Below are 25,526 nucleotides of genomic sequence, written 5' to 3' on the forward strand. Positions count from 1 at the left end.
TATATTGCCATAGAAATATACGCGAAATACAGATATAATATCACGGTTATTTTCAAAAACTCAAACAATTTAACAAAGGTCTTTAATAACTACTATGATCAAAAAACTTCATACATACTTGCTAGTGAGCTTGGGAACCATATGCTTCTCAACCCAGGCCTATGCTGCACGTATTATGGAGAAAAATCTGACTAAAGAAGATTGGCAATGTAAGGTCATAGATGGGAAATGGAGCTGTGAAAGACCAGAAAAACCCAAAAATGTATTTGATAAGAAGTTAAAAACACCGGAAAGAGAGAAAGCTTTAGCTGATGACTTGGGTTGGGTCAAAGATGTTTCAACATTTGTCGGTGGCTATTATAATAATGATAGCCAATTCACTAAAGCATTATGTGAATCAAAGAAAACAGACTTAAGCTACCAAAATGGTGAGTATGACACTGATGGAACATTTGTTGCATCAGGCAACGTCGAAGTACTGCAATGTGACCAAGAGTTATACGGTGATAATGCTATAGTTGACTTCAATACGGACAAAAGTTCAATCAGGTCTCTTGTGATGACTGGAGACGTAATATCTAGACAGCCTTCTACAGGTATTGTTTTAAGAACAAAAGAGTTTGATAGTAACTTAAATGATGATACCTATAGTACAGGAAACATTTATTTTAGAATGCCTAGTCAAACACCTAACACTCGTATATATGATAAAGATCATTATTCTGGGTATCTAAGAGGTTATGCAAACAGTATGAAAAAAGAAGATGCTGACAACCTTATATTTAATGACGCATACATAACTTCTGGTGGTCCATATGACAATGACTGGAAAATCAGTGGTGAAAATATAGATATAGATACTAAAGAAGAAATGGCGTATGTGAAAAATGGTTTTTTCAAAATAAAAGATATTCCTGTGCTTTATATACCTTACTTATCACACCCTATAAATGATAAACGAAGATCTGGTTTCTTAATGCCTCAATATGCTAACACAGAAGGTGCTGGCTTTGGTGTCACATTACCATACTACTTCAACTTAGCACCTAACTACGACCTATTACTAAGTACAACTATTTGGTCTAAATCTGGTATTATGGAAAGTGCTAATTTTAGATATATGACAGACTATTTCGAAGGTGAATTTGATGGTTCTATATTACCTATTGATTTTCAACAAGGCAAAATGAGAGGTGCTTTTTCTTATACTAACACTGGCAACTTTAAAAATGGTATAACTACCAACTTGCGTTATGATTATGTAAGCGATAAAGATTTTTATGATGACTTCTCAGTTGGGGATGTTAACCTTGTTACTAAAACGCTACTAGATAGACAATTTGATGTAAACTATGCTAATTCAAACATAGACTCTAGTTTAACTTTACTTGACTACGGTGTTGTAAACCCCGACCTTAACCTTGCAAATAGGCCTTATGCGAAGCTCCCTGAATTCAAATTTGATGCCAATGCTGATGGCTATACATCTGATTCATTAAGTCTGAGTATCGAAACTTTAAATACTTATTTCTATAAAGAAGCTAGCATAATAGATACTGCAGCAAAAGTCCCTAAGGTTGGTACAAACGTAAATGCCTTTCGTAGCTATGAGAATCCAAAAATACAGGGGAACTTCTCTGATACTTGGGGCTTCATAAACCCTTCTCTACAAGTACCTGTTCGTTACTATCAATTACAAAACAGAAATACTGATACAATAAAATTTAACAAAGGAAATGTTTCTAGTGTAATCCCAATATTTAACATAGATGCAGGTGCTTACTTTGATAGGGATTATGCTACAAAAGATGGCTCATATACTCAAACACTTGAGCCTAGATTATTCTATACTTATATCCCTTACCAAAATCAGTCAGACATACCGTTGTTTGATACTGGCCTGCAAAATGAACAATATATGCAGATGTTCCAAGTAAATAGATTTACAGGTCATGATAGAATTAACAATGCTAACCAAGTTACTTATGCTTTAGAGTCAACAACTGTAAACCAGGAAGACGGATCGACGATAGTATCTGCAAAAATTGGTCAACAACTCTTCCTCGCGGATAGAAATGTTACGCTTTGTCAAGGAAATAGCGGTTGTAGCAACACAGACTTAATGGATCCATATTCTGATAACAGCTTTTCTCCTATAATGGGTTCATTTGAATTCCAGATAATTAAAAATATTTACTTCTCTGCACAGGCAAACTATCGTATGCAGACTGGAAAAGTTGACTATCAGGTTTATCAATTATCATACAAAGATGATAATGAAAACATCTTCAATGTTTCTTATGACAATATTCAAAACAACTGGAATGGTATGACCCAAGAACAGATCAATGAAGGGCAACTTCCAAGACCTCAGGAAACTGTTACACTCTCAACTATACTAAACATTACTGATCATTGGGGAGTCGCGGCTCTTTGGAACTATAATTTCATACAAAATAAAACTGCTGATGTCTTTGGTGGCGTTCAGTATGACGCTAAATCATGGACCATTAGAGCATTGATCCAGGCAAGTGCTTTCACTAATGCTACTCCTAACGATCCTGAAGCTTTAGACCCCTTAACTACCTCATACATACTTGAGTTTGAACTAAAAGGCTTAGGTGGTGTTGGTGATACTTCAAATTTATCAAACCGCTTAAACCAAATAAACGGTTATACTTCTGGGCAGTGGGGAGCAGGAACATGATAAAGAAAATAGTCATCTTTATAACTCTAACCGTTGGCATAATTGGTACAAGCTATACTGATGTAACTAGTAATCTCTTTCAAAACTCTTTTGATTCATCTATTGATTCACAAAAACCAAAACCTACAGCACCAAATTCAAATAAAAAAGAATTTTTAAATAAGACTGTCGCTATAGTAAACAACAAAGCTATTACTGACCTTGAACTTGAACGAGAAGTATCAAAGCTTAAAGCTAGCAATCCCAACCCTCAATTCAACCAAAATCCATTAGATATTAAAAGACAAGCCTTACAAGATTTAATTTCTCAAGATGTTCTTTTACAGCTTGCTGAACAAAACAACATTAATGTATCACAACAACAAACTGAAGCCGCTATAAAAGATATTGCAGCTAAAAATGGTGTAAGTCTCGACTCATTAAAACTAAACATCGAAGCTTCTGGAATGAGCTTTGATAAATATAAAGAAAGAATACACGACCAGCTTATGATTAGCCAACTTCAACAAAGAGCTATTTCTCAACAGGTTTATGTCTCACCAGAAGAGATAAAAAAATATATTACTAAACATAAAGCTGCTTTTGATAAAGAAATGGCTCCTATAAAAATCTATACAGCTAGAAACTTGATTATAGCACTTCCTAAATCTAAGAAAGCTAGAGATCGTAAATTCAATCTCTATAAGAAGCTTGCAACTGCTATTAACAAAGGTCTAATAGACTTTAAAGAGGTTGCTGAGCAATTCTCTCAAGCACCTAATGCTAGTAATGGTGGGTTAATTAGCCGTCCAGTAACTATTGATGCAATTCCTGAAATGTATAAAGATAAAGTTAAAAATATTCAGGTCCATGAAACTTCTCAACCTTTTGAGATTAATCACACATTGCAGATGATTTATGTTGATCATGTTGATGAACAAGCTCCATTGGTTAGTAAGAAAATAACAAGATACTTTGTGTACGGCATAGTTATAAAACTCGATGGAAGCATGAATGATGACGGTGCTAAAAATGCCTTAGATCGAGCACGCCTAGCAATTGAAAGTGGTCAAAAATTTAGTAGTATTGCAGAAAAAACAAATCAAGACTATGATCATGCAAATGGTAAGTTTGGTTGGGTTTCAACTATGGATAGTCCTCCTTCCCTGCCTATGGCAGCTTTCGCTAGACTAAAGTCTCTTAAAAAAAGACAACTTTCAGAACCTTTCCAAGCTGATGCTAAAACATGGATGATTATCAAATATACAAAAACTAAAATTCATAACGCCGCAGATCAATTAATGGAGCAAAAAGCTTTAGAAGCAATTTACTCCGAAAAGGCTCAGGAAATATATAAAACATGGATTGCTTCAATGAAAGATGATGCATATGTCGAAATTCTAGAGCCTGATCTAAAAACACCTGATTTATACTAAATTATGCAATACACTACTAAAGCGAAAAAATCTCTTGGCCAAAACTTCTTACAAGATGAGAATATTATTCAGAAAATCGTCAATCTTGCTAATATTAAAAAAGACGATACTGTTGTCGAAATTGGACCTGGTCTTGGAGCACTAACAAGACATCTTCTACTTAAATCTGATAGCGTAAATGTTATTGAGTATGATAGTTCAATAATAGATACACTTTTAGATAACTGCAAACCATATGGTATTCCTAAAGTATTTAATACAGATTTTCTAAAGTTTGATGTTAATCAGATTTCAAAAAATAAACTAAAGCTAGTTGGTAATTTACCATACAACATCTCATCACCAATCCTATTTAAGGTAATTGAGCACCAAGGCAAAATAATAGATGCTCACTTTATGCTACAAAAAGAGATGGTTGATAGAATATCATCAAAACCAAACACAAAGGTGTATGGAAGAATTTCTGTGATATTACAATACCATTTCGAATGTAGTAATATTTTAAAGGTTCCACCTGAAGTTTTTCATCCTCAACCTAAAGTCGATTCCGCAATTCTAAGACTAAAACCTAGAACAGACAAACCAATACTTAGAAATCATGTGTTTTTTGAAAAAATTGTCAAACAAAGCTTTGCACAAAGGCGTAAAACTCTGCATAATAATTTAAAGGATATATTTAAAGAACTTAATATTGATATCGAAGAACTGCCTGTAGATACAAGACTAAGAGCAGAAAATTTAAGTGTCGATGATTTTGTTGCTTTAGCAAATTTTTTAACTTAGAGGATTTAAATGGCTACTTATGTTATTGGTGATGTACAAGGCTGCTTTGATGAATTAAAACAATTACTAAAAAAAATAGATTTTTGCAAAACAAAAGATAAACTTATTTTTGCAGGAGATATAATAAATAAAGGTCCAGAATCTTTAAAAACTATAAACTTTATAATGTCTTTAGGAGATTCAGCAAGGCTAGTACTCGGCAATCATGAAATTTTATTTTTAGGAATTAGCTATAACTATCTTCCAAACAGTAGCAAAAACACCTTTAATAATATCTTAGAAGCATCAAACTTAAAACAAATTCAAGATTGGCTCTGTAATCAAAATTTACTAATTAAAGAACAAGACTGCTTTATTACTCATGCTGGAATTCCTCATATATGGTCACCAAAAAAAGCGATTAAAAGAGCTAATGAAATTGAGTTTGTATTGCGAAACGACACCACAAGAAGACTTCTACTAGCTAATCTTTTTAACGAAGAATCCATAACATGGAACAAAGAGCTTGAAGGTATAGAAAGATGGCTATGTATTTTGAATTATTTCACAAGGATGAGAACTATTGATAAAAATGGAAAGTTAAACATCAAATATAGTTCAAATTTAGAAAACTTACCTGAAAATTATAAACCATGGTTCGCTAAAAAGCATAAAAAATTAAAACCTGGACAAAAAATAATCTTTGGGCATTGGGCTGCTATAAAAGGTGAAACGAGTAACGATTATTCAATTGCCTTAGATACCGGGTGTGTGTTTGGTGGAAAACTAAGCTGTTACTGTATTGATAACGATAAAATCTACAAAGTTACAGCAAATAAAAGCTATAGGAATATTTAATATGGATATCTTAATTATAAATGGACCAAACCTAAACCTACTGGGCAAAAGAGAGCCTAAAACCTATGGGAGTATTTCACTAGCAGACATTAAATCATCGATGCAAAACTCATGTAAAGATGCTGACTGTTCCTTAGACTTTTTCCAAAGTAATCATGAAGGTGAAATTATTGATAAAATCCAACAAACAAGCGCTAAATTTATCATTATTAATCCAGCTGCATACACACATACAAGTATAGCGATCCGAGATGCTTTTTTAGCGATAAATAAGCCTTTTATTGAAATACATCTTTCAAATATATATAATAGAGAAGAATTTAGGACAAGATCTCTTCTGTCAGATATCGCTTATGGTGGTATATATGGTTTTGGGGCCAATAGCTATAAGCTTGCCTTGATAGAAGCAATAAACTACATAAAACAAAATACTTAGTAAAGGAGTATATAACAAAATGGATTTATTAAAAGCAATCGATAGAGTAGCAGAAATACTTAACTCAAGCGATATCAAAGAGATCAGAGTTAAAGATGGTGGCTCAAGTATTTTTATGACAAAAAACAATACTGCTAGCGTAATTTCAGCACCTGTAGCTAGTGCTGCACCTATAGCTAGTGCCGCACCTGTGGCAAGTTCAAGCGAAACTACAACCAGTCCTTCAGTAGCTTCACCTAAAGAAGAAGTTGTAGACGGTGAAGAAATCAAATCACCAATGGTTGGTACTTTTTATGGTGCCTCATCTCCAGATGCTGCCCCTTATGTAAAAGCAGGTCAAGAAGTAAAAAAAGGCGATACTCTTTGCATTATCGAAGCTATGAAAATAATGAATAAAATTGAAGCTGATAAAGCTGGAAAAATAGTTAAGATATTAGCTAAAGACGGTGATCCAGTACAGTTTGATCAACCTCTATTTATTGTTGAATAAACTTTATAATATTATTCGCAATTTAACAATCAAGTATAAACTTTTATTTATAAGGTAATATAACATGATTAAAAAAGTACTAATCGCCAATAGAGGTGAGATTGCTCTTAGAATTTTAAGAGCATGTAGAGAATTAGGTATCAAAACTGTAGCTGTTTACTCAACTGCTGATGCTGACCTTATGCATGTAAAACTAGCTGATGAAGCTGTTTGTATTGGTCCTGCTGCTCCAAACCTAAGTTATTTAAACATCCAAAGTATTATCACAGCTGCTGAAATCACTAATGCTGATGCTGTTCACCCTGGATATGGCTTCTTATCAGAAAATGCTGGTTTTGCTAAAGCTGTCGAAGAAAGCGGCTTTATATTTATTGGCCCCCGTGCAGAAAGCATCGAAGTAATGGGCGATAAAGTAGAAGCTATCAGATACATGAAAAAAGCTAATGTACCATGTGTACCTGGCTCTGATGGACCATTAGGAAGTGATGATAAGACTAACTTGGAGATTGCTGACAAAATTGGTTATCCAGTAATCATTAAAGCCGCTGGTGGTGGTGGTGGTCGTGGTATGAGTATCGTTCGCAAAAAAGAAGACTTAGTCAGCTCAATCTCTTTAACTAAGAGTGAAGCTAGAATAGCTTTCAATAACGATGTAGTTTATATGGAGAAATTCTTAGAAAACCCTCGTCATATTGAAATACAAGTTTTTGGTGATGGTGAAGGTAATGCCGTACATTTATTTGAAAGAGACTGTTCAACTCAAAGAAGACATCAAAAAGTAATTGAAGAAGCTCCTGCAATTGGTTTATCTGAGCAGCAAAGAAAAGACATCGGTGCTAGATGTGTAGATGCATGTAAAATCTTAAAATACCGTGGTGCTGGTACTTTTGAATTCTTATTTGAAAATGGTGAGTTTTATTTCATTGAAATGAATACTAGAATCCAGGTAGAACACCCAGTAACTGAATCTATCACTTCTACTGACTTAATTAAAGAACAGTTGAAGGTAGCAGCTGGTCAAGGTCTAACTTGGAAGCAAGAAGAGATCAAAATAGTAGGTCATGCGATAGAGTGTCGTATAAACGCTGAAGATCCTGAAAAAATGATTCCATGTGCCGGTAAGATAGATGTATATCACCCTCCAGGTGGCCCTAGAGTACGTGTAGACTCTCATATCTACTCAGGCTACTCTGTACCACCAAATTATGACTCTATGATTGCTAAAGTAATCGTAAGAGCTCACGATAGAAATACAGCACTGAAGAAAATGCGTGCTGCTCTTGAAGAAATGGTTATTAATGGCATCAAAACCAATATACCTCTTCACCAAGAGATCATTAATGACGAAAGATTCATCGAAGGTGGAACTAACATTCATTTCTTAGAAAAAATGCTTGAAGAGAAAAAATCTAAGTAATCACGCAAATCTCTTCATTTTAATTTCTTTCTTTTTCTTATATAATTCTCTTTAAGTTTAAAATAACAATTTTTCACATGTTTAATTTCCAATCATATATTAAAAGTATTAGAGAGTCTAAAGATCTTGAGCAAAATACTGTGGCTAATGCTACAAATCTCTCAATTGAAACTATAAAACTAATAGAAGATGCCGATAGTAAGTCTCTACTTGAAACATCAAGTACCTTACTAAAGAATCAAATTAGAAGGTACTGTGAATATTTAGAGGTCAAAGAAAATAAAATTATTTCTATTTTAAATAAACTAGACATTTTATATTATAAAAAATCTAGTTATGGAAAACTAAAAGTTTTTGATTACTTCAACCGTCTGGCAATATTGGTCTTGATAGTAGCTATTAGTGTATTAGGGTACCAACATATTGAAAAAAATATTTTTTCTGCTTCCAGTATTTCTAATCCTCAAAACTCAAAGACATCAATCATATACACTCCTGTAAACTATGATGTAGACGATTTAAATAATCAAAGTAACCCCTCAATGAATAGTAGTAATGTCGCACAAAAAACAGCAAAACCTAAAACAGCCGACAGCACTTCTGATACAACATCAAAGACAATAAGTACAACCGTAGCTCATCCACCTATGACAGCTAATATGAATAATATTGTAATTGATGATCCAGATTCAAAATCTGTTGATTTTAACTCTTAAAACCTAACTGATATCTATAGGGGCTTAATTATGAATGCATTGAATGATATTTTATTAAGAGTACAAAATCTCCACCCTTTCCAAATCATACTAATAGATTTATTAATATGTTTAATGGTAGGACTCATTATATATATAATTGGTCATATATTTACAGCAAAACATAAAAACACTATCAAGTTTTGCTTCATAAAATCATTCAAGCTTACACTTTATCTTATTATTACAGTATATTTTATAAAGACATGTATTGATTTATTTGTAATAGTTCAACTACCAAACTATAAAGAAATAGTTATCAGCTATACAGACAAAATTTTTGATTTTTGCGTTTATATTGCAATTATAATCAGCTTATTTAGATTTATTAAAAAAAGCAAAATGATGCTTATAGAAAAAAAGAAACAAGAAACCATAGGCGGTTATGAAGACTATCGAGATATAAATGCCGTATTTAAAGCTTTAGAGTTAATAGGAATATGTTTATCTGTTATTTTAATATTAGCAGCATTAAGAGTCCCTCCTACAGCATTAGGAGCATTTAGTGGTGTTGCCATAGCTGGATTAACTTTGTCACAAAGCACTATATTAACTAACTTCTTTGGTGGCCTGTTTGTTATCTTCAACCGGAAATACTCCGAGGGAGATATGGTAGCTTCAGATATAAATTCATCAATAAAATTTCAAGGAAAAATTAAAAAAATTGGTACTCTTACTACACAAATAGACAGTTATGAAACGGCCCCCATGCATATTCCAAACTCAGTTTTCTTAAATACTTGTATAACCAACTTTGCAAGAAGAACTCATAGAAGGATTTTGCAAAACATTACTGTTGATTATAAGCATTTAGATGACATATCTATGATTAAAGAAGAGATTTATAAAATTCTTAAATCCCACCCAAAACTTGATCCAAACATGAAAACTCTAGTATCTCTATGCCCCTCAGGCACTGTAATTGGAAACCGTACAGAAGGATCTTTTGGCGATAGAGGAGTCAACATCCAAATTTATGCTATGACTGCGTATGTACTTAATGCTGACTTTAGAGAAATACAGGATGATATTTTTATACAAATTGCTCAATCCTTAAATGTAAAAAACATAAGTTTCGCAATCAACCCAACAACCTTGATAAAAGAGTTATAGACATAGGTTAAGCATACTGGGCTATAACTACTTTTTTAACCCTTTGTCTAATTTCTTTGATATCTGTTTTTACAGACTTACATAAATTATAAGTAGAATCAAGTTTCTGTTTTGTTGAATTATTTAGCTGTACACTACTTAAATTTGCGCCACTTGAAAGCTCTATAGCTGTTAGTATTGATGGTTGATCTAAACTTATAGGTTCTTGAATAATTTTAACAACCTGGTGAGCAAATGATTTAATCATATCATCAGATGATTCAAACTCATTATTATAATTAAGATAAGTTGCCATATCATATGCAATAGACATCCGTGACTTCTCTTCGAGTTGAACATAAGCTAGCTCATACTTAACATTATGGTTATTAATTTGCTCAGTTTTATCAAAACTTAAAGAGTGCCACTGCTTTAACAATAAATCTAACCGCTTTAAAAGTGTATTTATTATGCGAAGGTTTTGATGAAAGCGATATCTAGACAGTTGAAATTGTTTTTTAACAGATCTATCTAAAGATCTAACCCTTATCTCTTTTAATGACTCATCTAAAAGACTCAGGTTATAAGATATATCTTCACTTATATTAAGCACTTCACACAACTCTAGATTTGGTAACATCTCAGATACAGTTAAAAATAATTGTTTATGAACTCCTTGTATATGATTATATTTTTGAATAATTTTATCTCTTAAACTCTCTATTGATTTAAACAAATAATCTTTCTTAACATCATCAAACTTTGAAATAGCCTTATAATAATAGATTTTCCTACCAGATAATAGTTCAATAAAAAATGCTATTGCATGGTATGCATCATCTAAATCAAAAAGTCCATGTTGACCTGAACTATTATAAATTTTACTTAAGAAGCCAAGCTTTCTCTCAACACCTTTTTTAATACTAGCATAATCTCCTTTCAAAGCTTCTAAAAATTTCATTTTTAAAATATCTGGAATGTCAACTTTTATATCTATTTTTTTATAATATTTAATTAACTTTTGACGATTAGCCTGACTATCAATTGGAAAACCATTTTCTTTATACAGGTGAATTATTTGAACAAATTCAGCAATTTCTGTATCAAAGTGTAAATCAAAAGCATAAAAAATTTCTTTACTTGTTGGATGTGATTTACAAAGAATATCGTAAGCAATTTTATTGTTTTTAACATCATCAGTAAGATTTGCAAGATTAAGCTTCTTTGATAAAAAGAGATTATTATAAGACTCATCTATAACAGTTAAAAATTTTTCCTGTATAGCCTCTTTTTTTCTATACTGTATAGAGTCAAATACTAATTTACTAACAAAACCTACAAGACCTACAAAAAACACATAAAATGAAAAATATAAAACTGTCTCTATTGGTACTCTAACTCCATGACTCAAATAATAACCCAGTGAAATAGCAATGATTGTTACTGGACCTGCTGCCCAGAAAATCGAAAATACAGTAGCCTTGATATCAGCTCGATGAATCGATGAAACAAGCTCATTAAGATATGAGTTATTAAGTGAATTTCTACTCGTTAGTTTTCTTTTTATTTCTCTGATTTTTTGTAGCATTATCAGATTTTTTTATATTTAATATCTAAATTGTAACAGAGCAACGATTGCAGTTATAGCAATGTATCAATATTTATTTTAGAATATATTTTCTTAATTAAAGAATTCTACAAAAAGCTAAGCTTAATTGAGACTATTTTATTCTCATGAATATCTAATATTTCTAATAAGGTGTTATCAAATCTAATGCAACAGTTACCAGATGGTAAATTTTCAATCTCTTCAATTATTAAGCCAGAAAGTGTTTTCGCATCTTCACTTTTAAATTGTATACCAATGTGTCTATTAATCTCTCTAAGAGTCGCACTTCCTCCAACAAGATAACTCGTATCATCTAATTTTCTAATATTATTATGAATGTCAAACCTATCTGAAAACTCTCCAACAATTTCTTCCATAATATCTTCTATAGTAATTACACCATTTACATCACCATATTCATCTACAACTATAGCAAAGCGCTTACTCTTCTTCTGAAAATTTATTAGTTGTGTTTGTAAAGATACTGTTTCAGGAATAAAGTAAGCCTGACTAACTAATCTACGAAGCTTACCTTTAGTAATAGATTTCGATGAAATCAGAAGGTTATTTATTTGCTTTATATTCACCGTGCCTACAACATTATTTATACTACTATCACACACAACTAAATTAATAGATTTTGCCTTTGATATTCTAGATAGAATCTTATCTGTTGAATTACTTAAATCAATATATTCTATGTTATTAAAATGTGTCATCACTTCTTGAACAGTTATCTTATCTAACTCTAATACACCCAATAACATATTCTTATTCTTAGCACCAAGCTTTGAATTAGATTCATGCACTACTGTATGTATCTCTTCCTTATTTAAAGATTCATTATTTACAGTTTCTATTTTAATACCAAATATTTTTAGAGTAAGAGTAGATATAGTATTCAGTATAATTGTTACTGGATATAGTACTAACATTATAAACTTCAATGGTAATGAAAAGGGAAATGCCAGCCTTTGAGGATATACCGCAGCAAATGACTTAGGTATAATCTCACCAAATATAAGTACAAGCATTGTTACCACTATCGTAGATATTAAAAGCCCGACATCTCCAAAATGATCTTCTGAATATGAAGATATAACTGTTCCTGCAAATATATTTGCAAACGTATTTCCTATTAGTATCGTTATAAGTAACTTTTCAGGTTTAGACACCAAAGATAAGCTTCTCTTTGCTGCTTTGTCGTTATTTTTTGCAAGATGCTTTAATTTATACTTATTTAAAGCCATCATAGCTGTTTCTGAGCTTGAGAAAAATGCAGATGCACTGATTAATACAGTTATAACTATAATTACGGTATATGTACCCATAACACTCTGTTTGATTATTTATATGAAAATAATTTTAGCACAAGAACTTATATTAATAATAGAATATAGATAGATTTAAAAAATATAAAAGATTTATACTCTCATAAAGTCAGCATGAACTAACTTAACTTTGTATGGGTGTCTTTGAAGAGCTTTAATGATTACTTTTTCTTCTGAACCATCCACATCTAAAGTGATTTCACTTGAGAAAAATGCTTTATCTTCTGTAGCGTGTAATAATTTATCATGCTCAATTACTAGAGATACAGCTTCTTTGTTACCACCATAAATAATAGCTGGAATACTTCCAGTTTTTCTTAAGCGGCGGCTCGCACCAGTACCTAAGTCATCTCTTTTTTGCGCTTTCAATTTAAAATTTGACATTGTTATTTCCTTGTTTTATTTAAACATTTATTGTTACGTAATCTATGCGACCCTAGATTAACTAAGCTATTGTAGTAAATAAACTGCTAAAACTCAAGGTAGAAATTAATTACTTGTAAGTACTAATCAACCAAACCATCAGTACGGAAGATGTCACTAACAGATTCTTCACCGTTAGTTTTCTCAATAATTTGAGCCAAAAGTGGAGCTAAAGATATAATTTTTATCTTGCTACATTTTTTTGCATTTTCTTTAAGAGCTATAGAATCAGTAACTATAAGCTCATCAATCGCAGAATTCTCAATATTTTCAATAGCATCGCCTGAAAGTAAAGGGTGTACACAAAAAGCTGAGATTTTAGTTGCCCCTCCTTTTTCGAGAAGAGCTTTGGCTGCTTGACACATAGTTCCACCAGTGTCCATAATATCATCGACCAAAATACAATGCTTACCTTCAACATCACCTATAATATTCATAACTTCCGCAACATTTGGCTTTGGTCTTCTTTTATCAACCACAGCAATTTCTACACCTAAATTTTTAGCAACAGATCTTGCTCTAACTACACCACCCATATCTGGAGACACAATTTTAATATTCTCAAATTTTGATGGATTTTTACGTACATGCTCAAGAAATATCTTAGTTGCAAAAGCATTATCAAAAGGTATATCAAAGAATCCTTGTATTTGCTCAGCATGAATATCAACAGATAATATTCTATCTAATCCGACAGCTTGAAGTAAATTAGCTATCACTTTAGCTGAAATAGGTACTCTTGCAGATTTTGAACGTCTATCTTGTCTAGCATACCCAAAATATGGTAACACCGCTGTAACTCTTTCAGCTGATGACCTTTTTAATGCATCAATTAAAAGAACTAACTCCATAAGATTATCTGAAGGAGGACAAGTAGTCTGTATCACAAACACATCCTTTCCTCTGACATTTTCATTTAGTACCACTTGAATTTCACCATCTTTAAATTTATCGACAGTTGCATTGCCAAGTGTTGCTCCCAACTCTTTTGCCACTTCACATGCCAATTCTTTAGAAGCATTACCACTAAAAATCATCAAATCTTCAGACATCACAAACCTTTTGTTAGTTAAAATAATTACACTAATGATTTTAATACTTTTTTGGAATTATAAAAAGCAAAAACTGTAATTTTTATTAAATAAAAATATAATGGGGAAAATAATACACCTATCACTTATTTATTATTAAAATCTCTAATCACTTCTTAAATTGTCTGTTCAAAAAGTTTCTACCAATTAAAGGCAATAATGCCAATAAACCAAGCAAACTTAATGCTAAAACAAACTTATAATCAATAAAGTTAGTAATTTCACGAGATAAAGATTTTCCTAAATGAGTACCTAGCCACACATACACAAATGTAACTGGAATAATCCCGACTAAAGTTGTAAGGAAAAACACTCTACTTTTAATCTGCAAGATTCCAGCTAGTATGTTTGGAATAAAAAAAGGTAGTGGTAATAATCTTGATGCTAATAAAGTACTCGCAGGATGGTTTTGAACTAAGGTTTTGAATTTTGAATAATAATTTACCTTACCACTATCAACAGATCTTCCCCAACCGTATTTAACACATAAAAATACTAGCATTGCACCAGTTGTTGCTGAAAATAATGCAGATATAAACCCTATCCACAAACCAAATATCAAGCCGCCTATTATCTTAAGAAAAGGCTTTACTGGTATAGAAAAAAATACAGCACTTATATATAAAAATATATAGATAAATAAAGCTTTAATATAATTTAGCTTCGAGTAGTCTACCATTTTATAATAAATATGCTGAATCTCATTTAAGTTAAAATATTTGAAACCATCAAATATAAAAAATAATATAAGCCCAAGACAAAAAAAGACTACTAAAAGTAGTCTTTTCATAAGTAATAGATAGTGAGATTTCACTGTTAGATTTTCTTTAAGAAATATTTTTTAAACTAATGCTTCTTTTGCTTTTGCAACAACTGCACCAAATGCATCTTTGTTGTATACAGCTAATTCTGCTAATGCTTTACGATCTAGTTCTACACCAGCTTTGTTAAGACCATTAATTAATTGGCTATAGCTAATGTCATGTTGTCTAGCTGCAGCATTAATACGAACAATCCATAAAGATCTAAATGTTCTTTTCTTATTTTTGCGATCTCTGTAAGCATATTGACCTGCTTTAATTACCGCTTGTTTAGCTACTCTATATACTCTTGAACGAGCACCATAATAACCTTTTGCTTGTTTTAAGACTTTCTTATGTCTTGCGCGCGCCGTAACGCCTCTTTTTACTCTTGACATGGTTTATTTCTCCACTTTAAAAATTTGTTAATCTATGCGTAAGGCATTTGTTGATTTAGACTAGCTGTATCAACTTTCGCTACTTGATTCATACCTCTTAAATGACGCTTTCTTTTAGTTGTCATTTTAGTGTTGATATGAGCACGATTTGCACAACGATGTTTAAAACCACCCTTGCCCGTCTTTTTAAAGCGCTTTAAAGCACCACTCTTAGATTTTAACTTTGGCATTTTTCAAATACTCCGCATTTGTTGCTGTTATTGTTGTTATTTTTTCTTTGGTCCTAGAACCATTATCATCTGACGACCTTCCATCTTAGGTTGGTGTTCCACCACTCCGTGCTCTAGTGCATCAGCTGCCATACGCTTAAGCATTTCCATACCTAACTCTTTATGTGACATCTCTCTGCCTCTAAACCTTAGAGTAACTTTTACTTTATCGCCGTTATTTAGGAATTTTATCAGGTTGCGTAGTTTTACCTGGTAATCCCCGACATCAGTCACAGGTCTAAGCTTTACTTCTTTGACCTGTGTCTTCTTTTGGTTCTTTTTAGCTTGTGCTTTTTTCTTACCTAAATCAAATAAGTATTTACCATAGTCCATCAAACGACAAACTGGTGGCTTAGCATTCGCTACCATTTCAACCAAATCAACGCCAGCTTTTTCTGCTAACGCTAATGCTTCGTTAAGAGAAACAATACCTAACTGCTCCCCTTCAATTCCAACTAGACGCACTTCTTTTGCTCTTATTTGATCATTAATTAGTGCTTTCTTTTCTGCTTTAATAACTATATTCCTCCTGAGAAATTTGCTATTCTTTACTTTTAATTTCTTTATCTAAGAACTCACAAAACTCCTCTACAGTCATTTGACCTAGAGTTTCGCCATTATGTTTTCTTACAGATATAATCTGTTGCTCCTCTTCATTTTTACCAAGAATCACAAAATATGGTACACGCGAAAGAGTATGCTCTCGTATTTTAAACCCTATCTTCTCATTTCTCAAGTCTAAATTAGCTCTTATGCCACTTTTCTCAAGTGTTTGATACACTTTCTTACAATAATCATCTTGATAATTGCTAATACCAGCCACAACAACTTGTACAGGTGCCAGCCATAACGGTAGATTTCCAGCATAATGCTCGATAAGCATTCCAATAAATCTCTCTAGTGACCCAACTATAGCACGATGCAACATCACAGGAACTTGTTTGTCACCATTTTTATCAATATAAGTAGCACCTAATCTCTCAGGCATAGAGAAATCTAGCTGTATCGTGCCACACTGCCAGCTTCTACCGATAGCATCTTTTAGATGAAACTCAATTTTAGGACCATAAAAAGCTCCTTCACCGGGTAAAAGATCATACTCAACATTATTTGCTTCTAAAGCATTTTTAAGCATTTGCTCAGACTTATCCCAAACATCGTCTTCACCAATTCTTTGCTCAGGTCGTAAAGCTATCTTTACAGAGAAATCATTAAAGCCAAAATCACTGTAGACTTCGAAGCACTGCTTAACCATCATAATAACTTCTTCTTCAACCTGCTCAGAAGTACAGAATACATGACCATCATCTTGTGTAAAACTTCTAACGCGTAAAAGTCCATGAAGCGAACCTGAGGGCTCATTTCTATGTACTATACCAAACTCTGCCATTCTAACCGGTAGATCTCTATAGCTATGTAGTTTAGTGTTATAAACCTGCACGCAAGTTGGGCAATTCATTGGACGGATTGCAAAATCTCTATTTTCTGATTTAGTTGCAAACATATTATCTGCGTACTTATCAGCATGACCAGACTTTTCCCACATTGAAAAATCTGCAATTAGTGGAGTTCTTATTTCACTACAACCATACTTGTTGTTTGAAGCACGCATATAGTCTTCAACTTCTCGCCAAATTCTAGTACCATTATCATGCCAAAATGGTATCCCTGGAGAGTCTTCTTGAAAATGGAATAAATCTAAAACTTTACCAATCTTACGATGGTCACGTTTTTCTGCTTCTTCAAGCATTGTTAGGTAATTCTCAAGATCTTCTTTCGTAGCCCAACAAGTACCATATATTCTAGTAAGCATCTCATTGTCAGAATTGCCACGCCAATATGCACCAGCCAACTTAGTAAGCTTAAATGCTTTTAATACCGCAGTACTAGGAATATGCGGACCTCTACATAAATCTGAGAAATTATCTTGTGTGTATATCTTTACATTCTCATCTGGAATGCTAGCGATTATCTCAACCTTGTAGTTTTCACCTTGAGCTTTAAATATTTCGATAGCTTTTTCTTTCGATACAGTTTCATAGCTTACAGGCGAGCCCTTTTTAGCTAATTGCTTCATCTTTTTTTCTATAGTTGTAAGATCTGCTTCACCAATTGGTTTTTTAAATGAAAAATCATAAAAGAAGCCATTATCAATAACAGGGCCTATAGTCACTTCCGTACTAGGATAAAGCTCTTTTACTGCATGAGCTAATAAATGCGCACATGAGTGGCGAAGTATCTCTAGTCCCTCTTCATCTTTTACAGTAATTAGCTTTAAAGTACTGTCAGTTATAATTGCATCTTTTGCATCACAAAGCTTATCATCAATATAAGCAGCAACTGTAACTTTTGCTAATCCTGGTGAGATTGATTTTGCTATTTGTAGTGAATTAACACCACTATCAAACTCTTTCATAGAACCATCTGGAAATGTAATTTTTATCATAAGCTTAGATCTTATATAGTTTTGAATATTAACCGAGATATTATATTAGATACTAAAAATTTTGCAAATTAGTCTTTGATACTTATCGGTAAACATTTTTCTTATAGATAAGATTATAGCCATAGCATATAATTATGTAAATTAAAACCTAAAACCCATTTGTCAAGATAATTCTCATGCAATCAATATTTATTATTTTAAACTAAAACAAAACTTCTTCTATACCACAGTATAAAAGGTACTCCATATTAATTTGTATGTTTTAAGCTCTTTTAAACGAAAACACCTTCTAAAATAAATAAATTTGGTTTTTACATTCTTATTATATACGATGAAATTAGTAGTTAGGAATATTAAGGTACCTAGCTGCTTTTGTTTAAAATATAAATAGGAGTTCTATTATGAAACTTAACAAAATAACAGTACTAACAGGTTTAGCAATGTTAGCTTCAACCCAAGCGTTTTCTCACGGCTATGTTGAAAGCCCAGAATCAAGAAACTTTATGTGTAAACAAGGTAACAATACCGACTGCGGTAGATCAAGGTATGAACCACAGTCAGTGGAGGCTGCTGACTTCCAGTTCAATAGTAGTACAGGTGAACCTCTTTCTTTACTAAACAACAATATAGGGAGTGCTGGTGTAACAGGTTTTGAAGCCCTTGATGAACAAGAACAGTCTCGTTGGGCTAAAACAGCTGTTAGGCCTGGAGAACCTCTTGATATAAAATGGCAATTTACTGCAAACCATAAATCAAAAACTTTTGATTTCTATATTACTAAGCCTAATTGGGACCCAGATAAACTATTAACGAGAGATAGTTTTGAAAGTACTCCTCTTAACTGTTACAACCCTCAGCCAGCATGGGTAGCTCCAAACCAACCACCGATGGATGGATTAACATTTACTTGCACAATGCCCCAAAGAGCAGGATATCAAGTAATTATGGCTGTGTGGGATGTTGATGATACCGCGGCTAGCTTCTACAACCTAATTGATCTTGATTTCACGAACGATGTGCCTGCAGGCACTATAATAAAACCTGATGGATCATCTTCTGGGGATACTGACAGCAGTGACACCCCAATCTATGACTCTAGTAAAACATATAGAGATAGTGGAATTCGCGTAGTCTATGAAGGTAGTATTTATGAGTCTAAATGGTACGTAAACCCTGGTCAAGAACCTGGTGAATTATATGGTCCATGGAAGTTAATTGGCAAGGATGAAAATAACTCACCCGTAAACCCTAATGACAATTATCCAGATCAAATTGGTCAGCTAAATATTAACCCTGATTCTTTTTCTGCGGGTGATAAAATTGGATTATTCATATTTCCAGACTCACAACAAGAATATGAACTAATGACTGTTGAGAAAGGTATGACTAGTGCTGATATTATAAATATTTTGACCAATAAAATTAATGAACTTAGCAAATCCAAGTTTAATGAGAAATTTATGGCTGGTATTAAAAGTACTAGCGGCAGCATTGCTAATAGCAGTGATGACCTAAAAATATACCAAACAGCTAACAAACCATTTACTGAAATAGGCATAACTCATCAATTAGCCGATCATAACCTAAAAAACATGCTTCATTTAATGGATCTTAAAGAAACGTATACTACTGATAGGAATGGGGATTTAAACTTAAATGCGAAAATAATGTCTCACGGCTCTAAAGAAACAAATGTTTCTGTAGTATTACAAAATAAAAATGGTGAAGCTGTTAAACGTCAAAATAATATAATGATAGAACCTATGGCAACATATGACTTAGCTTGGAAGATTGAAAACTTACCTGTAGGCCAATATAAACTAATCTTCTCTAGTGAAATGACTGGTGCAGAAGCATGGCAAAAAGCTCTTGATATTAATGTTGAAGGAAATGACAGTGATGATACAAATACTGGTGCTGATAAAAATGCTAGTGTAGATATCTCATCAAACATACCTTTCTATCAAGTTAATAAAAATGACACTGTAACACCTCGAAGCTGGTATGCAGACTTAGGTACAATAAACTTTGGTAATGAACAAGTTAGAATCATGCCTTGGTCTAAAGCTAGTCAAGCTAGTGGCAATAGTACCTCAGATTATGTTAATTGCCCTAAACCTTCAAATGGTCAAGATGACATTACATACATAGTATCTGGTAATTTAAACAGTGTTACATGTAAAATAAAAGATAACTAAAATTATAAAAAAGGTCCTTCTTAAATATTTTTTAAACTTAATCTTTATCAAAATCCTTTCTATAAGCAACATGCATAAAAGCTAAGGAAGGGTTAGTATTATATAACCCTTGATAAGCATTCATTTTTGCATGGCACTTATTGTTATATTTTTCGTTACAGATTTTTAAGTAATATTCACAAAAGCCTTTGGTAATCTTTGTATGCGTTTCATATTCTATTCCTTTTTTAGGATTATAAACTTTACAAAAATTAACATACTCCTCTGCTTGAGCAGTATTAGCACAAAAGGTAAATAAACAAGTTATTAGTGCTGTATTTTTTTTATGAAATAATCTTTTTATAATCATCAGCTTTAATCAACGTAGCTAGCTCTTCTTTATTTGCTATTTTAATCTCAAAAAGCCAACCACTCTCATAACAAGATTGGTTTATAAGTTTAGGATTAGTTTCAAGCTGATCGTTTACTGCAGTAATTTCTCCTGCTAATGGAGTATAAATATCTGATGCTGTTTTTACTGACTCAACTACACATACTTCATCTTCTTTTGAATAAGCTTGACCAATTTTTGGCAAATCAACAAAAACAATCTCTCCAAATTCATTTTGAGAGTAATCATCAATACCAATTCTTGCATGATCGCCCTTTACGGAGACCCATTCGTTAGTTTCTGTGTACAAACAATCTTGATTAATTTTAGACATATAAAATTCCTAAATAGTAATTTCTAATAAGCTCATAGATAATAGCACAAAAATCCTTTAAAATTAATTTGCTATAACCTCTAATTGATAAAAAATATGGATTTGAAAAATACAAATATTATTGTAACAGCTGGCGGAACTGGAGGGCATATCTACCCTGCTATAGCAATAGCTGAACTACTAGCAGAAAATGGTGCGACCGTTACTTGGGTTGGAACTCCAAATAGCATGGAGGCTAAGATTGTCCCTAAAAAATTTAATATTCAATACATAAAATCCTCAGGTATAAGAAACAAAGGTTTAGCAAAGAAGATTATTTTCCCTATAAAATTAGCATTAAATACTCTTGAAGCTCGTTCAATGCTTAAGAAAATGAAAGTTGACTTAGTGATTGGCTTTGGTGGGTTTGCATCTGGTCCTATTTGCCTAGCAGCAAAGTCAAAAGGTATTCCTATTATAATCCATGAACAAAATGCAAAAATTGGTTTAACCAATAGAGTATTAGCAAAACTAGCTTCTAGAATATGCCTAGCTTTTGATATTGATGACATTCAAAATCACTTCACAGAAAAACAACTAAAAAAAACTAGAATTGTTGGCAATCCAGTAAGAAAAGATATAGTAGCATTAAACAAAGAAACTAAAGAATTTAGTAATGAGCTAAAGCTATTAATATTAGGTGGTAGCCAAGGAGCTAAAGTAATTAATGACATAATACCTGAACTTATTGTTAAAGCTACTGATGAAGGAATAAGTATTAAAGTTTGGCATCAAACAGGCGCATTAACCTTTGATAAAACAAAAGAAAAGTACCAAGAAATTTCAGACTCAAATATAAAAGAGATATCACCATTTATCGAAAATATAGCTGAAGCTTATAGGTGGGCTGACTTAATAATTTGTAGAGCTGGTGCTTTGACAGTTTCAGAAAGTGCTATAGCTGGAATACCTGCAATCTATATCCCACTACCAATAGCTGCGGATAATCACCAGTTTTTCAACGCTCAAAATATTGTGAAACACGATGCTAGTTTTTGTTTAGAACAAAACGAAATGGGTGTTAATAACCTACTTGATATAATTAATCCTTTAGTAAAAGATACGAACAAACTAGCTACTCTTTCGAATAATGCAAAAAAAGCATTGAAAAATGATGCTAGTGAACAGATATTAAATAGTATATATGAAGTGCTTAAACAAAAGTCTTAAATAAAAAACAAGGATTAAACAATGAATTTTGATATGTCTAAATTGATGCAACAAGCTCAAAAAATGCAAGAACAAATGAAACAAGCTCAAGAACAAAAAGATAGCTTAGAAGTTACTGGTGAAGCTGGTGCTGGACTAGTTAAAATTACGATGACTGGTAAATATGACGTGAAATCTGTAAACATCGATGATTCTTTAATGAGTGAAGATAAAGAAATGCTAGAAGACTTAATAGCTGCTGCTGTAAATGGTGCAGTTAAAAAAGTAGAGGAAAACACATCTTCTCCAGATATGAAGAAAATGGCTGAAGAAGCAGGTATAAACTTACCTGATGGCGTTAAATTTCCGTTTTAAAATGAGTATAGTTTTTTCACCAAAAATTACAGCTGTAGTTGAATCATTAAGAAAGCTACCTACTATCGGCAAAAAGTCCTCTCAAAGGCTTGCTTTACATCTTTTAGACAAATCTCCAGAAACTGCGATTGCATTAGCAAACTCACTTCTTGATGCAACCAAACATATTTCTAAATGTCGTGAATGCCAAGTTTTAACAGAAAAAGAAATCTGTGATATATGTAATAGTAATAGCCGAGATAATACAAGATTATGTATTATTGAAAATATTCTTGATATGATTGCTATAGAGGATGCTGGAATATTCAAAGGCAAATATTTTGTATTAAACGGTAGAATATCCCCTCTTGATGGCATAGGCCCTAATGAGCTTAAATTAGATACTTTACAACAAATAATATCATCAAGAGATATAGATGAGGTTATATTAGCAATAAGCCCTACAGTTGAGGGTGAAACTACAGCTCACTTTATATCACAAATGATTAGTAAAAATATTAAAATCTCAAGAATAGGTTTTGGTGTTCCATTTGGTGGAGAACTTGAATATCTTGACCAACAAACACTTCTTCACGCATTCAATGCTCGAACAAATGTATAATTTTAGATATAGAACTTTTAAAAAGGAATTATTTATTCAAAATCCTTTCTACACCTACACAAGTATCAAGCTTTCTAATCACGCGAAGTAATAAATATAACTCTCGCCTATTTCTAACAACAACTACTGCTGCTAACTTAGCAAGATCATTATCTACCATAATCATATCAAAACTTCTAATATCGACACCCTCTCTTGCTAAGCTTGTCGTTATTTTTGCTATTGCTCCAGGTATGTTCTTTAAACTAATAGCAATTCGTGCTCTAAAGCTAGGTTCATCAGTAGCATTAACAAACCAATCAGCCGCTATCTTATTAACATTCTCAGATTTTAGTGAGGCATAAAGTTCGTTACAGCTACTTCTATGAACCTCAACCACACTTTCAGCATTTGATATAGCAGTAATCTCATCATTTGGCAAAGGTAAACAGCAGTCAGCTATACGAGGGTCATCTCCATAGCGAATCTGCACCTTAGCAGACTCAGAATTATTATATGAATTCTGTACATCATTCACATATCTTGTAACAAAATCTATGAAATTATTTGGGTCTATCAAACTCAAACCTGTATCTAAATAAAAACGATTAATAGTCTCTATACCCTCATAGTTAAACAAAGCTCCATCGACAATTTCACTTGGAATATTTCTTAGCTCTATCCCTGCAAGCCTTAACTCACCCTCAACAATGTCTCTACCTCTTATATAATCAATATTCTTATATTGATCTTTCAGGAAGTCTTTAATAGCTGTTTTCGCCCTTCCAGTTTCAACAAATTTTAACCAAGAAGGATTTGGATCAGCTATAGCTGAAGTTATGATCTCAATATTATCACCTTGACTCAACCTGTGATTTAAAGGCACAGATTTACGATTAACTTTCACACCTATACACTTATTACCAATATCTGTATGAATAAAATACGCAAAATCTATGCATGTGGAATTTTTAGGTAACTCAACAATTTCACCTTGTGGTGTAAATACAAAAACATCACTATTAAACATATCTGTTTTTACATTTTCTAGAAATTCTACGGAACTTGCAGTATAAACTTGTATGTCAGAAATTTTGTTAAGCCATCTTTGTATTGCCTTATCAGTCTTTTCTCCAATCTTATAGCTCCAATGTGCTGCAATACCATATTCTGCCTGCCTATCCATCTGCTCAGTTTTGATTTGTATCTCAAGAGGAATATTATAAGGACCTAGCACTACAGTATGGATAGATCTATAACCATTAGCTTTTGGTGTTGCTATGTAGTCTTTAAATCTTTGAGGCACTGGCTTATAAAGCTCATGTATTTTACCTAAAGCAACATAACAATCGATTCTTGATGGCACAATAACCTTATAAGCATACATATCCATTATCTCTTCAAATGAAAGGCCTTTTTTCTTCATTTTATTATAGATACTATATAAGGTTTTTTTACGAGATTTGATATTGTCTTCAGTAACTAGCCCATCCAACCTATCTACTAAGGATTGCTTAACTTCATAGAAAACTTTTTCCTTATTTTTTTCTACTTTTTTAACCTTTTCTTCAAGAATATGATATCTATAAGGGTATATACCCTCAAAGGCTAAGGTTTCAAGAGCTTCCTTTAAGGTATTTATACCTAACCTATGAGCAATAGGTGCAAACACATCAAGTGTTTCTTGAGAAACTCTACGCTTTTTCTCTGGTTTAAGAGGTGCCAGTGTTCGCATATTATGAAGTCTATCTGCAAGCTTGATAAATATCACTCGTACATCTTTAGTTACAGACATAAGCATCTTACGAAAATTTTCAGCTTGTTGCTCGGCTCTATTTTTATGTCTAATTTGCGTAAGTTTGGTCACACCTTCAACGAGTTGAGATACCTTTTCACCAAACCTTTCTGTAATATCATCAGCCGTATATTCAGTATCCTCAACCACATCATGTAGTAATGCTGCTATTATAGTGTCAACATCCATTCTAACATCAGCTAAAATACAGGCGACTTCTACAGGGTGTGTAAAATATGGCTCTCCTGAACTTCTCACCTGAGTTTCATGCGCATCTGCACCAAATATGAATGCCTTTGAAATTTTCAACCTTTCCTTTTCCGGAAGGTATTTTGAAATCAGTTTATTTAATTCATAAAAACAAAACATTATCATACAAGAATATAG

25 protein-coding genes are annotated in these 25,526 nt (G+C 32.7%); 13 read left to right on the forward strand and 12 right to left on the reverse strand.

Annotated features, from left to right (window positions below):
* Positions 1–94: 94 nt before the first annotated feature.
* From CDH04_RS06735 to CDH04_RS06775, 9 genes are all read left to right on the forward strand, one after another.
* Positions 95–2,707 (forward strand): LPS-assembly protein LptD, encoded by a 2,613-nt coding sequence (locus tag CDH04_RS06735; protein WP_112870297.1) that lies wholly within the window; start codon positions 95–97, stop codon positions 2,705–2,707.
* Positions 2,704–4,122, forward strand: coding sequence for a SurA N-terminal domain-containing protein (locus CDH04_RS06740; RefSeq protein ID WP_112870298.1), 1,419 nt, complete (start codon positions 2,704–2,706; stop codon positions 4,120–4,122). The genes CDH04_RS06735 and CDH04_RS06740 overlap by 4 nt, the downstream gene beginning before the upstream one ends.
* A gap of 3 nt (positions 4,123–4,125) precedes the next feature.
* Positions 4,126–4,905: a 16S rRNA (adenine(1518)-N(6)/adenine(1519)-N(6))-dimethyltransferase RsmA gene (rsmA, locus tag CDH04_RS06745; protein WP_112870299.1), complete on the forward strand. Its 780-nt coding sequence runs from the start codon at positions 4,126–4,128 to the stop codon at positions 4,903–4,905.
* Positions 4,906–4,914: 9 nt separating this feature from the next.
* Positions 4,915–5,742: a symmetrical bis(5'-nucleosyl)-tetraphosphatase gene (locus tag CDH04_RS06750; RefSeq protein ID WP_112870300.1), complete on the forward strand. Its 828-nt coding sequence runs from the start codon at positions 4,915–4,917 to the stop codon at positions 5,740–5,742.
* Position 5,743: 1 nt separating this feature from the next.
* Positions 5,744–6,178, forward strand: a complete 435-nt coding sequence (gene aroQ / locus CDH04_RS06755) for a type II 3-dehydroquinate dehydratase (protein ID WP_112870301.1) — start codon at positions 5,744–5,746, stop codon at positions 6,176–6,178.
* A gap of 19 nt (positions 6,179–6,197) precedes the next feature.
* The gene (accB, locus tag CDH04_RS06760; protein WP_112870302.1) at positions 6,198–6,668 is read left to right on the forward strand and encodes an acetyl-CoA carboxylase biotin carboxyl carrier protein; all 471 of its coding nucleotides are present in this window, start codon (positions 6,198–6,200) and stop codon (positions 6,666–6,668) included.
* A gap of 64 nt (positions 6,669–6,732) precedes the next feature.
* The gene (accC, locus tag CDH04_RS06765) at positions 6,733–8,085 is read left to right on the forward strand and encodes an acetyl-CoA carboxylase biotin carboxylase subunit (RefSeq protein WP_112870303.1); all 1,353 of its coding nucleotides are present in this window, start codon (positions 6,733–6,735) and stop codon (positions 8,083–8,085) included.
* 77 nt (positions 8,086–8,162) lie between these two features.
* Positions 8,163–8,801: a helix-turn-helix domain-containing protein gene (locus tag CDH04_RS06770; RefSeq protein ID WP_112870304.1), complete on the forward strand. Its 639-nt coding sequence runs from the start codon at positions 8,163–8,165 to the stop codon at positions 8,799–8,801.
* 30 nt (positions 8,802–8,831) lie between these two features.
* Positions 8,832–9,953 (forward strand): mechanosensitive ion channel family protein, encoded by a 1,122-nt coding sequence (locus CDH04_RS06775; protein ID WP_112870305.1) that lies wholly within the window; start codon positions 8,832–8,834, stop codon positions 9,951–9,953.
* 7 nt (positions 9,954–9,960) lie between these two features.
* Here CDH04_RS06775 and CDH04_RS06780 read toward each other — a convergent pair whose 3' ends face one another.
* The 9 genes from CDH04_RS06780 to thrS form a co-directional block, all read right to left on the reverse strand.
* The gene (locus CDH04_RS06780) at positions 9,961–11,520 is read right to left on the reverse strand and encodes a hypothetical protein (protein WP_112870306.1); all 1,560 of its coding nucleotides are present in this window, start codon (positions 11,518–11,520) and stop codon (positions 9,961–9,963) included.
* Between the two features lie 107 nt (positions 11,521–11,627).
* On the reverse strand, positions 11,628–12,872 hold the full coding sequence (locus CDH04_RS06785; protein WP_112870307.1) for an HlyC/CorC family transporter: 1,245 nt from the start codon (positions 12,870–12,872) through the stop codon (positions 11,628–11,630).
* A gap of 93 nt (positions 12,873–12,965) precedes the next feature.
* On the reverse strand, positions 12,966–13,256 hold the full coding sequence (gene rplY, locus CDH04_RS06790) for a 50S ribosomal protein L25 (RefSeq protein ID WP_112870308.1): 291 nt from the start codon (positions 13,254–13,256) through the stop codon (positions 12,966–12,968).
* Between the two features lie 122 nt (positions 13,257–13,378).
* A complete protein-coding gene (locus CDH04_RS06795) occupies positions 13,379–14,347 on the reverse strand; it encodes a ribose-phosphate pyrophosphokinase (RefSeq protein ID WP_112870309.1) in 969 nt (322 codons plus the stop codon).
* Positions 14,348–14,495: 148 nt separating this feature from the next.
* On the reverse strand, positions 14,496–15,176 hold the full coding sequence (locus CDH04_RS06800) for a TVP38/TMEM64 family protein (protein ID WP_112870310.1): 681 nt from the start codon (positions 15,174–15,176) through the stop codon (positions 14,496–14,498).
* Between the two features lie 51 nt (positions 15,177–15,227).
* Positions 15,228–15,584, reverse strand: coding sequence for a 50S ribosomal protein L20 (gene rplT / locus CDH04_RS06805; RefSeq protein WP_112870311.1), 357 nt, complete (start codon positions 15,582–15,584; stop codon positions 15,228–15,230).
* Between the two features lie 32 nt (positions 15,585–15,616).
* A complete protein-coding gene (gene rpmI, locus CDH04_RS06810; protein ID WP_112870312.1) occupies positions 15,617–15,814 on the reverse strand; it encodes a 50S ribosomal protein L35 in 198 nt (65 codons plus the stop codon).
* 36 nt (positions 15,815–15,850) lie between these two features.
* The gene (infC, locus tag CDH04_RS06815; protein WP_213075201.1) at positions 15,851–16,369 is read right to left on the reverse strand and encodes a translation initiation factor IF-3; all 519 of its coding nucleotides are present in this window, start codon (positions 16,367–16,369) and stop codon (positions 15,851–15,853) included.
* A 25-nt stretch (positions 16,370–16,394) separates the two neighbouring features.
* Positions 16,395–18,299 carry a threonine--tRNA ligase gene (gene thrS / locus CDH04_RS06820; protein WP_112870314.1) on the reverse strand — a complete coding sequence of 635 codons (1,905 nt, stop codon included), beginning with the start codon at positions 18,297–18,299 and terminating at the stop codon, positions 16,395–16,397.
* A gap of 401 nt (positions 18,300–18,700) precedes the next feature.
* Here thrS and CDH04_RS06825 point away from each other — a divergent pair, with 401 nt between their 5' ends.
* On the forward strand, positions 18,701–20,497 hold the full coding sequence (locus CDH04_RS06825; protein ID WP_112870315.1) for a lytic polysaccharide monooxygenase: 1,797 nt from the start codon (positions 18,701–18,703) through the stop codon (positions 20,495–20,497).
* A 37-nt stretch (positions 20,498–20,534) separates the two neighbouring features.
* On the opposite strand, the gene CDH04_RS06830 is transcribed toward CDH04_RS06825, so the two are convergent.
* Together CDH04_RS06830 and gcvH are read right to left on the reverse strand one after the other, a co-directional pair.
* Positions 20,535–20,846: a hypothetical protein gene (locus tag CDH04_RS06830; RefSeq protein WP_234393393.1), complete on the reverse strand. Its 312-nt coding sequence runs from the start codon at positions 20,844–20,846 to the stop codon at positions 20,535–20,537.
* On the reverse strand, positions 20,821–21,201 hold the full coding sequence (gene gcvH / locus CDH04_RS06835; RefSeq protein WP_112870316.1) for a glycine cleavage system protein GcvH: 381 nt from the start codon (positions 21,199–21,201) through the stop codon (positions 20,821–20,823). The genes CDH04_RS06830 and gcvH overlap by 26 nt, the downstream gene beginning before the upstream one ends.
* A gap of 96 nt (positions 21,202–21,297) precedes the next feature.
* Between gcvH and murG the strand changes: the two genes are divergently transcribed.
* From murG to recR, 3 genes are read left to right on the forward strand one after another with little or no spacing between them, the layout of a single operon-like run.
* Complete coding sequence (murG, locus tag CDH04_RS06840; protein WP_112870317.1) at positions 21,298–22,410, forward strand: undecaprenyldiphospho-muramoylpentapeptide beta-N-acetylglucosaminyltransferase; 1,113 nt, start codon at positions 21,298–21,300, stop codon at positions 22,408–22,410.
* 21 nt (positions 22,411–22,431) lie between these two features.
* On the forward strand, positions 22,432–22,764 hold the full coding sequence (locus CDH04_RS06845; RefSeq protein WP_112870318.1) for a YbaB/EbfC family nucleoid-associated protein: 333 nt from the start codon (positions 22,432–22,434) through the stop codon (positions 22,762–22,764).
* Between the two features lies 1 nt (position 22,765).
* A complete protein-coding gene (gene recR / locus CDH04_RS06850; protein ID WP_112870923.1) occupies positions 22,766–23,365 on the forward strand; it encodes a recombination mediator RecR in 600 nt (199 codons plus the stop codon).
* 28 nt (positions 23,366–23,393) lie between these two features.
* Here recR and CDH04_RS06855 read toward each other — a convergent pair whose 3' ends face one another.
* Entirely contained in the window at positions 23,394–25,508 is a 2,115-nt protein-coding gene (locus CDH04_RS06855) for a RelA/SpoT family protein (protein ID WP_112870319.1), read from the reverse strand.
* Between the last annotated feature and the right edge of the window lie 18 nt (positions 25,509–25,526).

Source organism: Francisella adeliensis, from assembly GCF_003290445.1.
GTDB classification, from domain to species: domain Bacteria; phylum Pseudomonadota; class Gammaproteobacteria; order Francisellales; family Francisellaceae; genus Francisella; species Francisella adeliensis.

Coding starts and splice junctions, on each gene's coding strand:
- CDH04_RS06795 (WP_112870309.1), bottom strand. CDS start 14,347: ATGTCTGAAGATTTGATGATTTTTAGTGGTAATGCTTCTAAAGAATTG.
- CDH04_RS06825 (WP_112870315.1), top strand. CDS start 18,701: ATGAAACTTAACAAAATAACAGTACTAACAGGTTTAGCAATGTTAGCT.
- aroQ (WP_112870301.1), top strand. CDS start 5,744: ATGGATATCTTAATTATAAATGGACCAAACCTAAACCTACTGGGCAAA.
- CDH04_RS06735 (WP_112870297.1), top strand. CDS start 95: ATGATCAAAAAACTTCATACATACTTGCTAGTGAGCTTGGGAACCATA.
- rsmA (WP_112870299.1), top strand. CDS start 4,126: ATGCAATACACTACTAAAGCGAAAAAATCTCTTGGCCAAAACTTCTTA.
- rplT (WP_112870311.1), bottom strand. CDS start 15,584: ATGTCAAGAGTAAAAAGAGGCGTTACGGCGCGCGCAAGACATAAGAAA.
- accC (WP_112870303.1), top strand. CDS start 6,733: ATGATTAAAAAAGTACTAATCGCCAATAGAGGTGAGATTGCTCTTAGA.
- gcvH (WP_112870316.1), bottom strand. CDS start 21,201: ATGTCTAAAATTAATCAAGATTGTTTGTACACAGAAACTAACGAATGG.
- CDH04_RS06740 (WP_112870298.1), top strand. CDS start 2,704: ATGATAAAGAAAATAGTCATCTTTATAACTCTAACCGTTGGCATAATT.
- CDH04_RS06845 (WP_112870318.1), top strand. CDS start 22,432: ATGAATTTTGATATGTCTAAATTGATGCAACAAGCTCAAAAAATGCAA.
- accB (WP_112870302.1), top strand. CDS start 6,198: ATGGATTTATTAAAAGCAATCGATAGAGTAGCAGAAATACTTAACTCA.
- CDH04_RS06775 (WP_112870305.1), top strand. CDS start 8,832: ATGAATGCATTGAATGATATTTTATTAAGAGTACAAAATCTCCACCCT.
- murG (WP_112870317.1), top strand. CDS start 21,298: ATGGATTTGAAAAATACAAATATTATTGTAACAGCTGGCGGAACTGGA.
- CDH04_RS06830 (WP_234393393.1), bottom strand. CDS start 20,846: ATGATTATAAAAAGATTATTTCATAAAAAAAATACAGCACTAATAACT.
- CDH04_RS06800 (WP_112870310.1), bottom strand. CDS start 15,176: ATGAAAAGACTACTTTTAGTAGTCTTTTTTTGTCTTGGGCTTATATTA.
- thrS (WP_112870314.1), bottom strand. CDS start 18,299: ATGATAAAAATTACATTTCCAGATGGTTCTATGAAAGAGTTTGATAGT.
- rpmI (WP_112870312.1), bottom strand. CDS start 15,814: ATGCCAAAGTTAAAATCTAAGAGTGGTGCTTTAAAGCGCTTTAAAAAG.
- CDH04_RS06855 (WP_112870319.1), bottom strand. CDS start 25,508: ATGTTTTGTTTTTATGAATTAAATAAACTGATTTCAAAATACCTTCCG.
- CDH04_RS06785 (WP_112870307.1), bottom strand. CDS start 12,872: ATGGGTACATATACCGTAATTATAGTTATAACTGTATTAATCAGTGCA.
- CDH04_RS06770 (WP_112870304.1), top strand. CDS start 8,163: ATGTTTAATTTCCAATCATATATTAAAAGTATTAGAGAGTCTAAAGAT.
- CDH04_RS06780 (WP_112870306.1), bottom strand. CDS start 11,520: ATGCTACAAAAAATCAGAGAAATAAAAAGAAAACTAACGAGTAGAAAT.
- CDH04_RS06750 (WP_112870300.1), top strand. CDS start 4,915: ATGGCTACTTATGTTATTGGTGATGTACAAGGCTGCTTTGATGAATTA.
- rplY (WP_112870308.1), bottom strand. CDS start 13,256: ATGTCAAATTTTAAATTGAAAGCGCAAAAAAGAGATGACTTAGGTACT.
- recR (WP_112870923.1), top strand. CDS start 22,766: ATGAGTATAGTTTTTTCACCAAAAATTACAGCTGTAGTTGAATCATTA.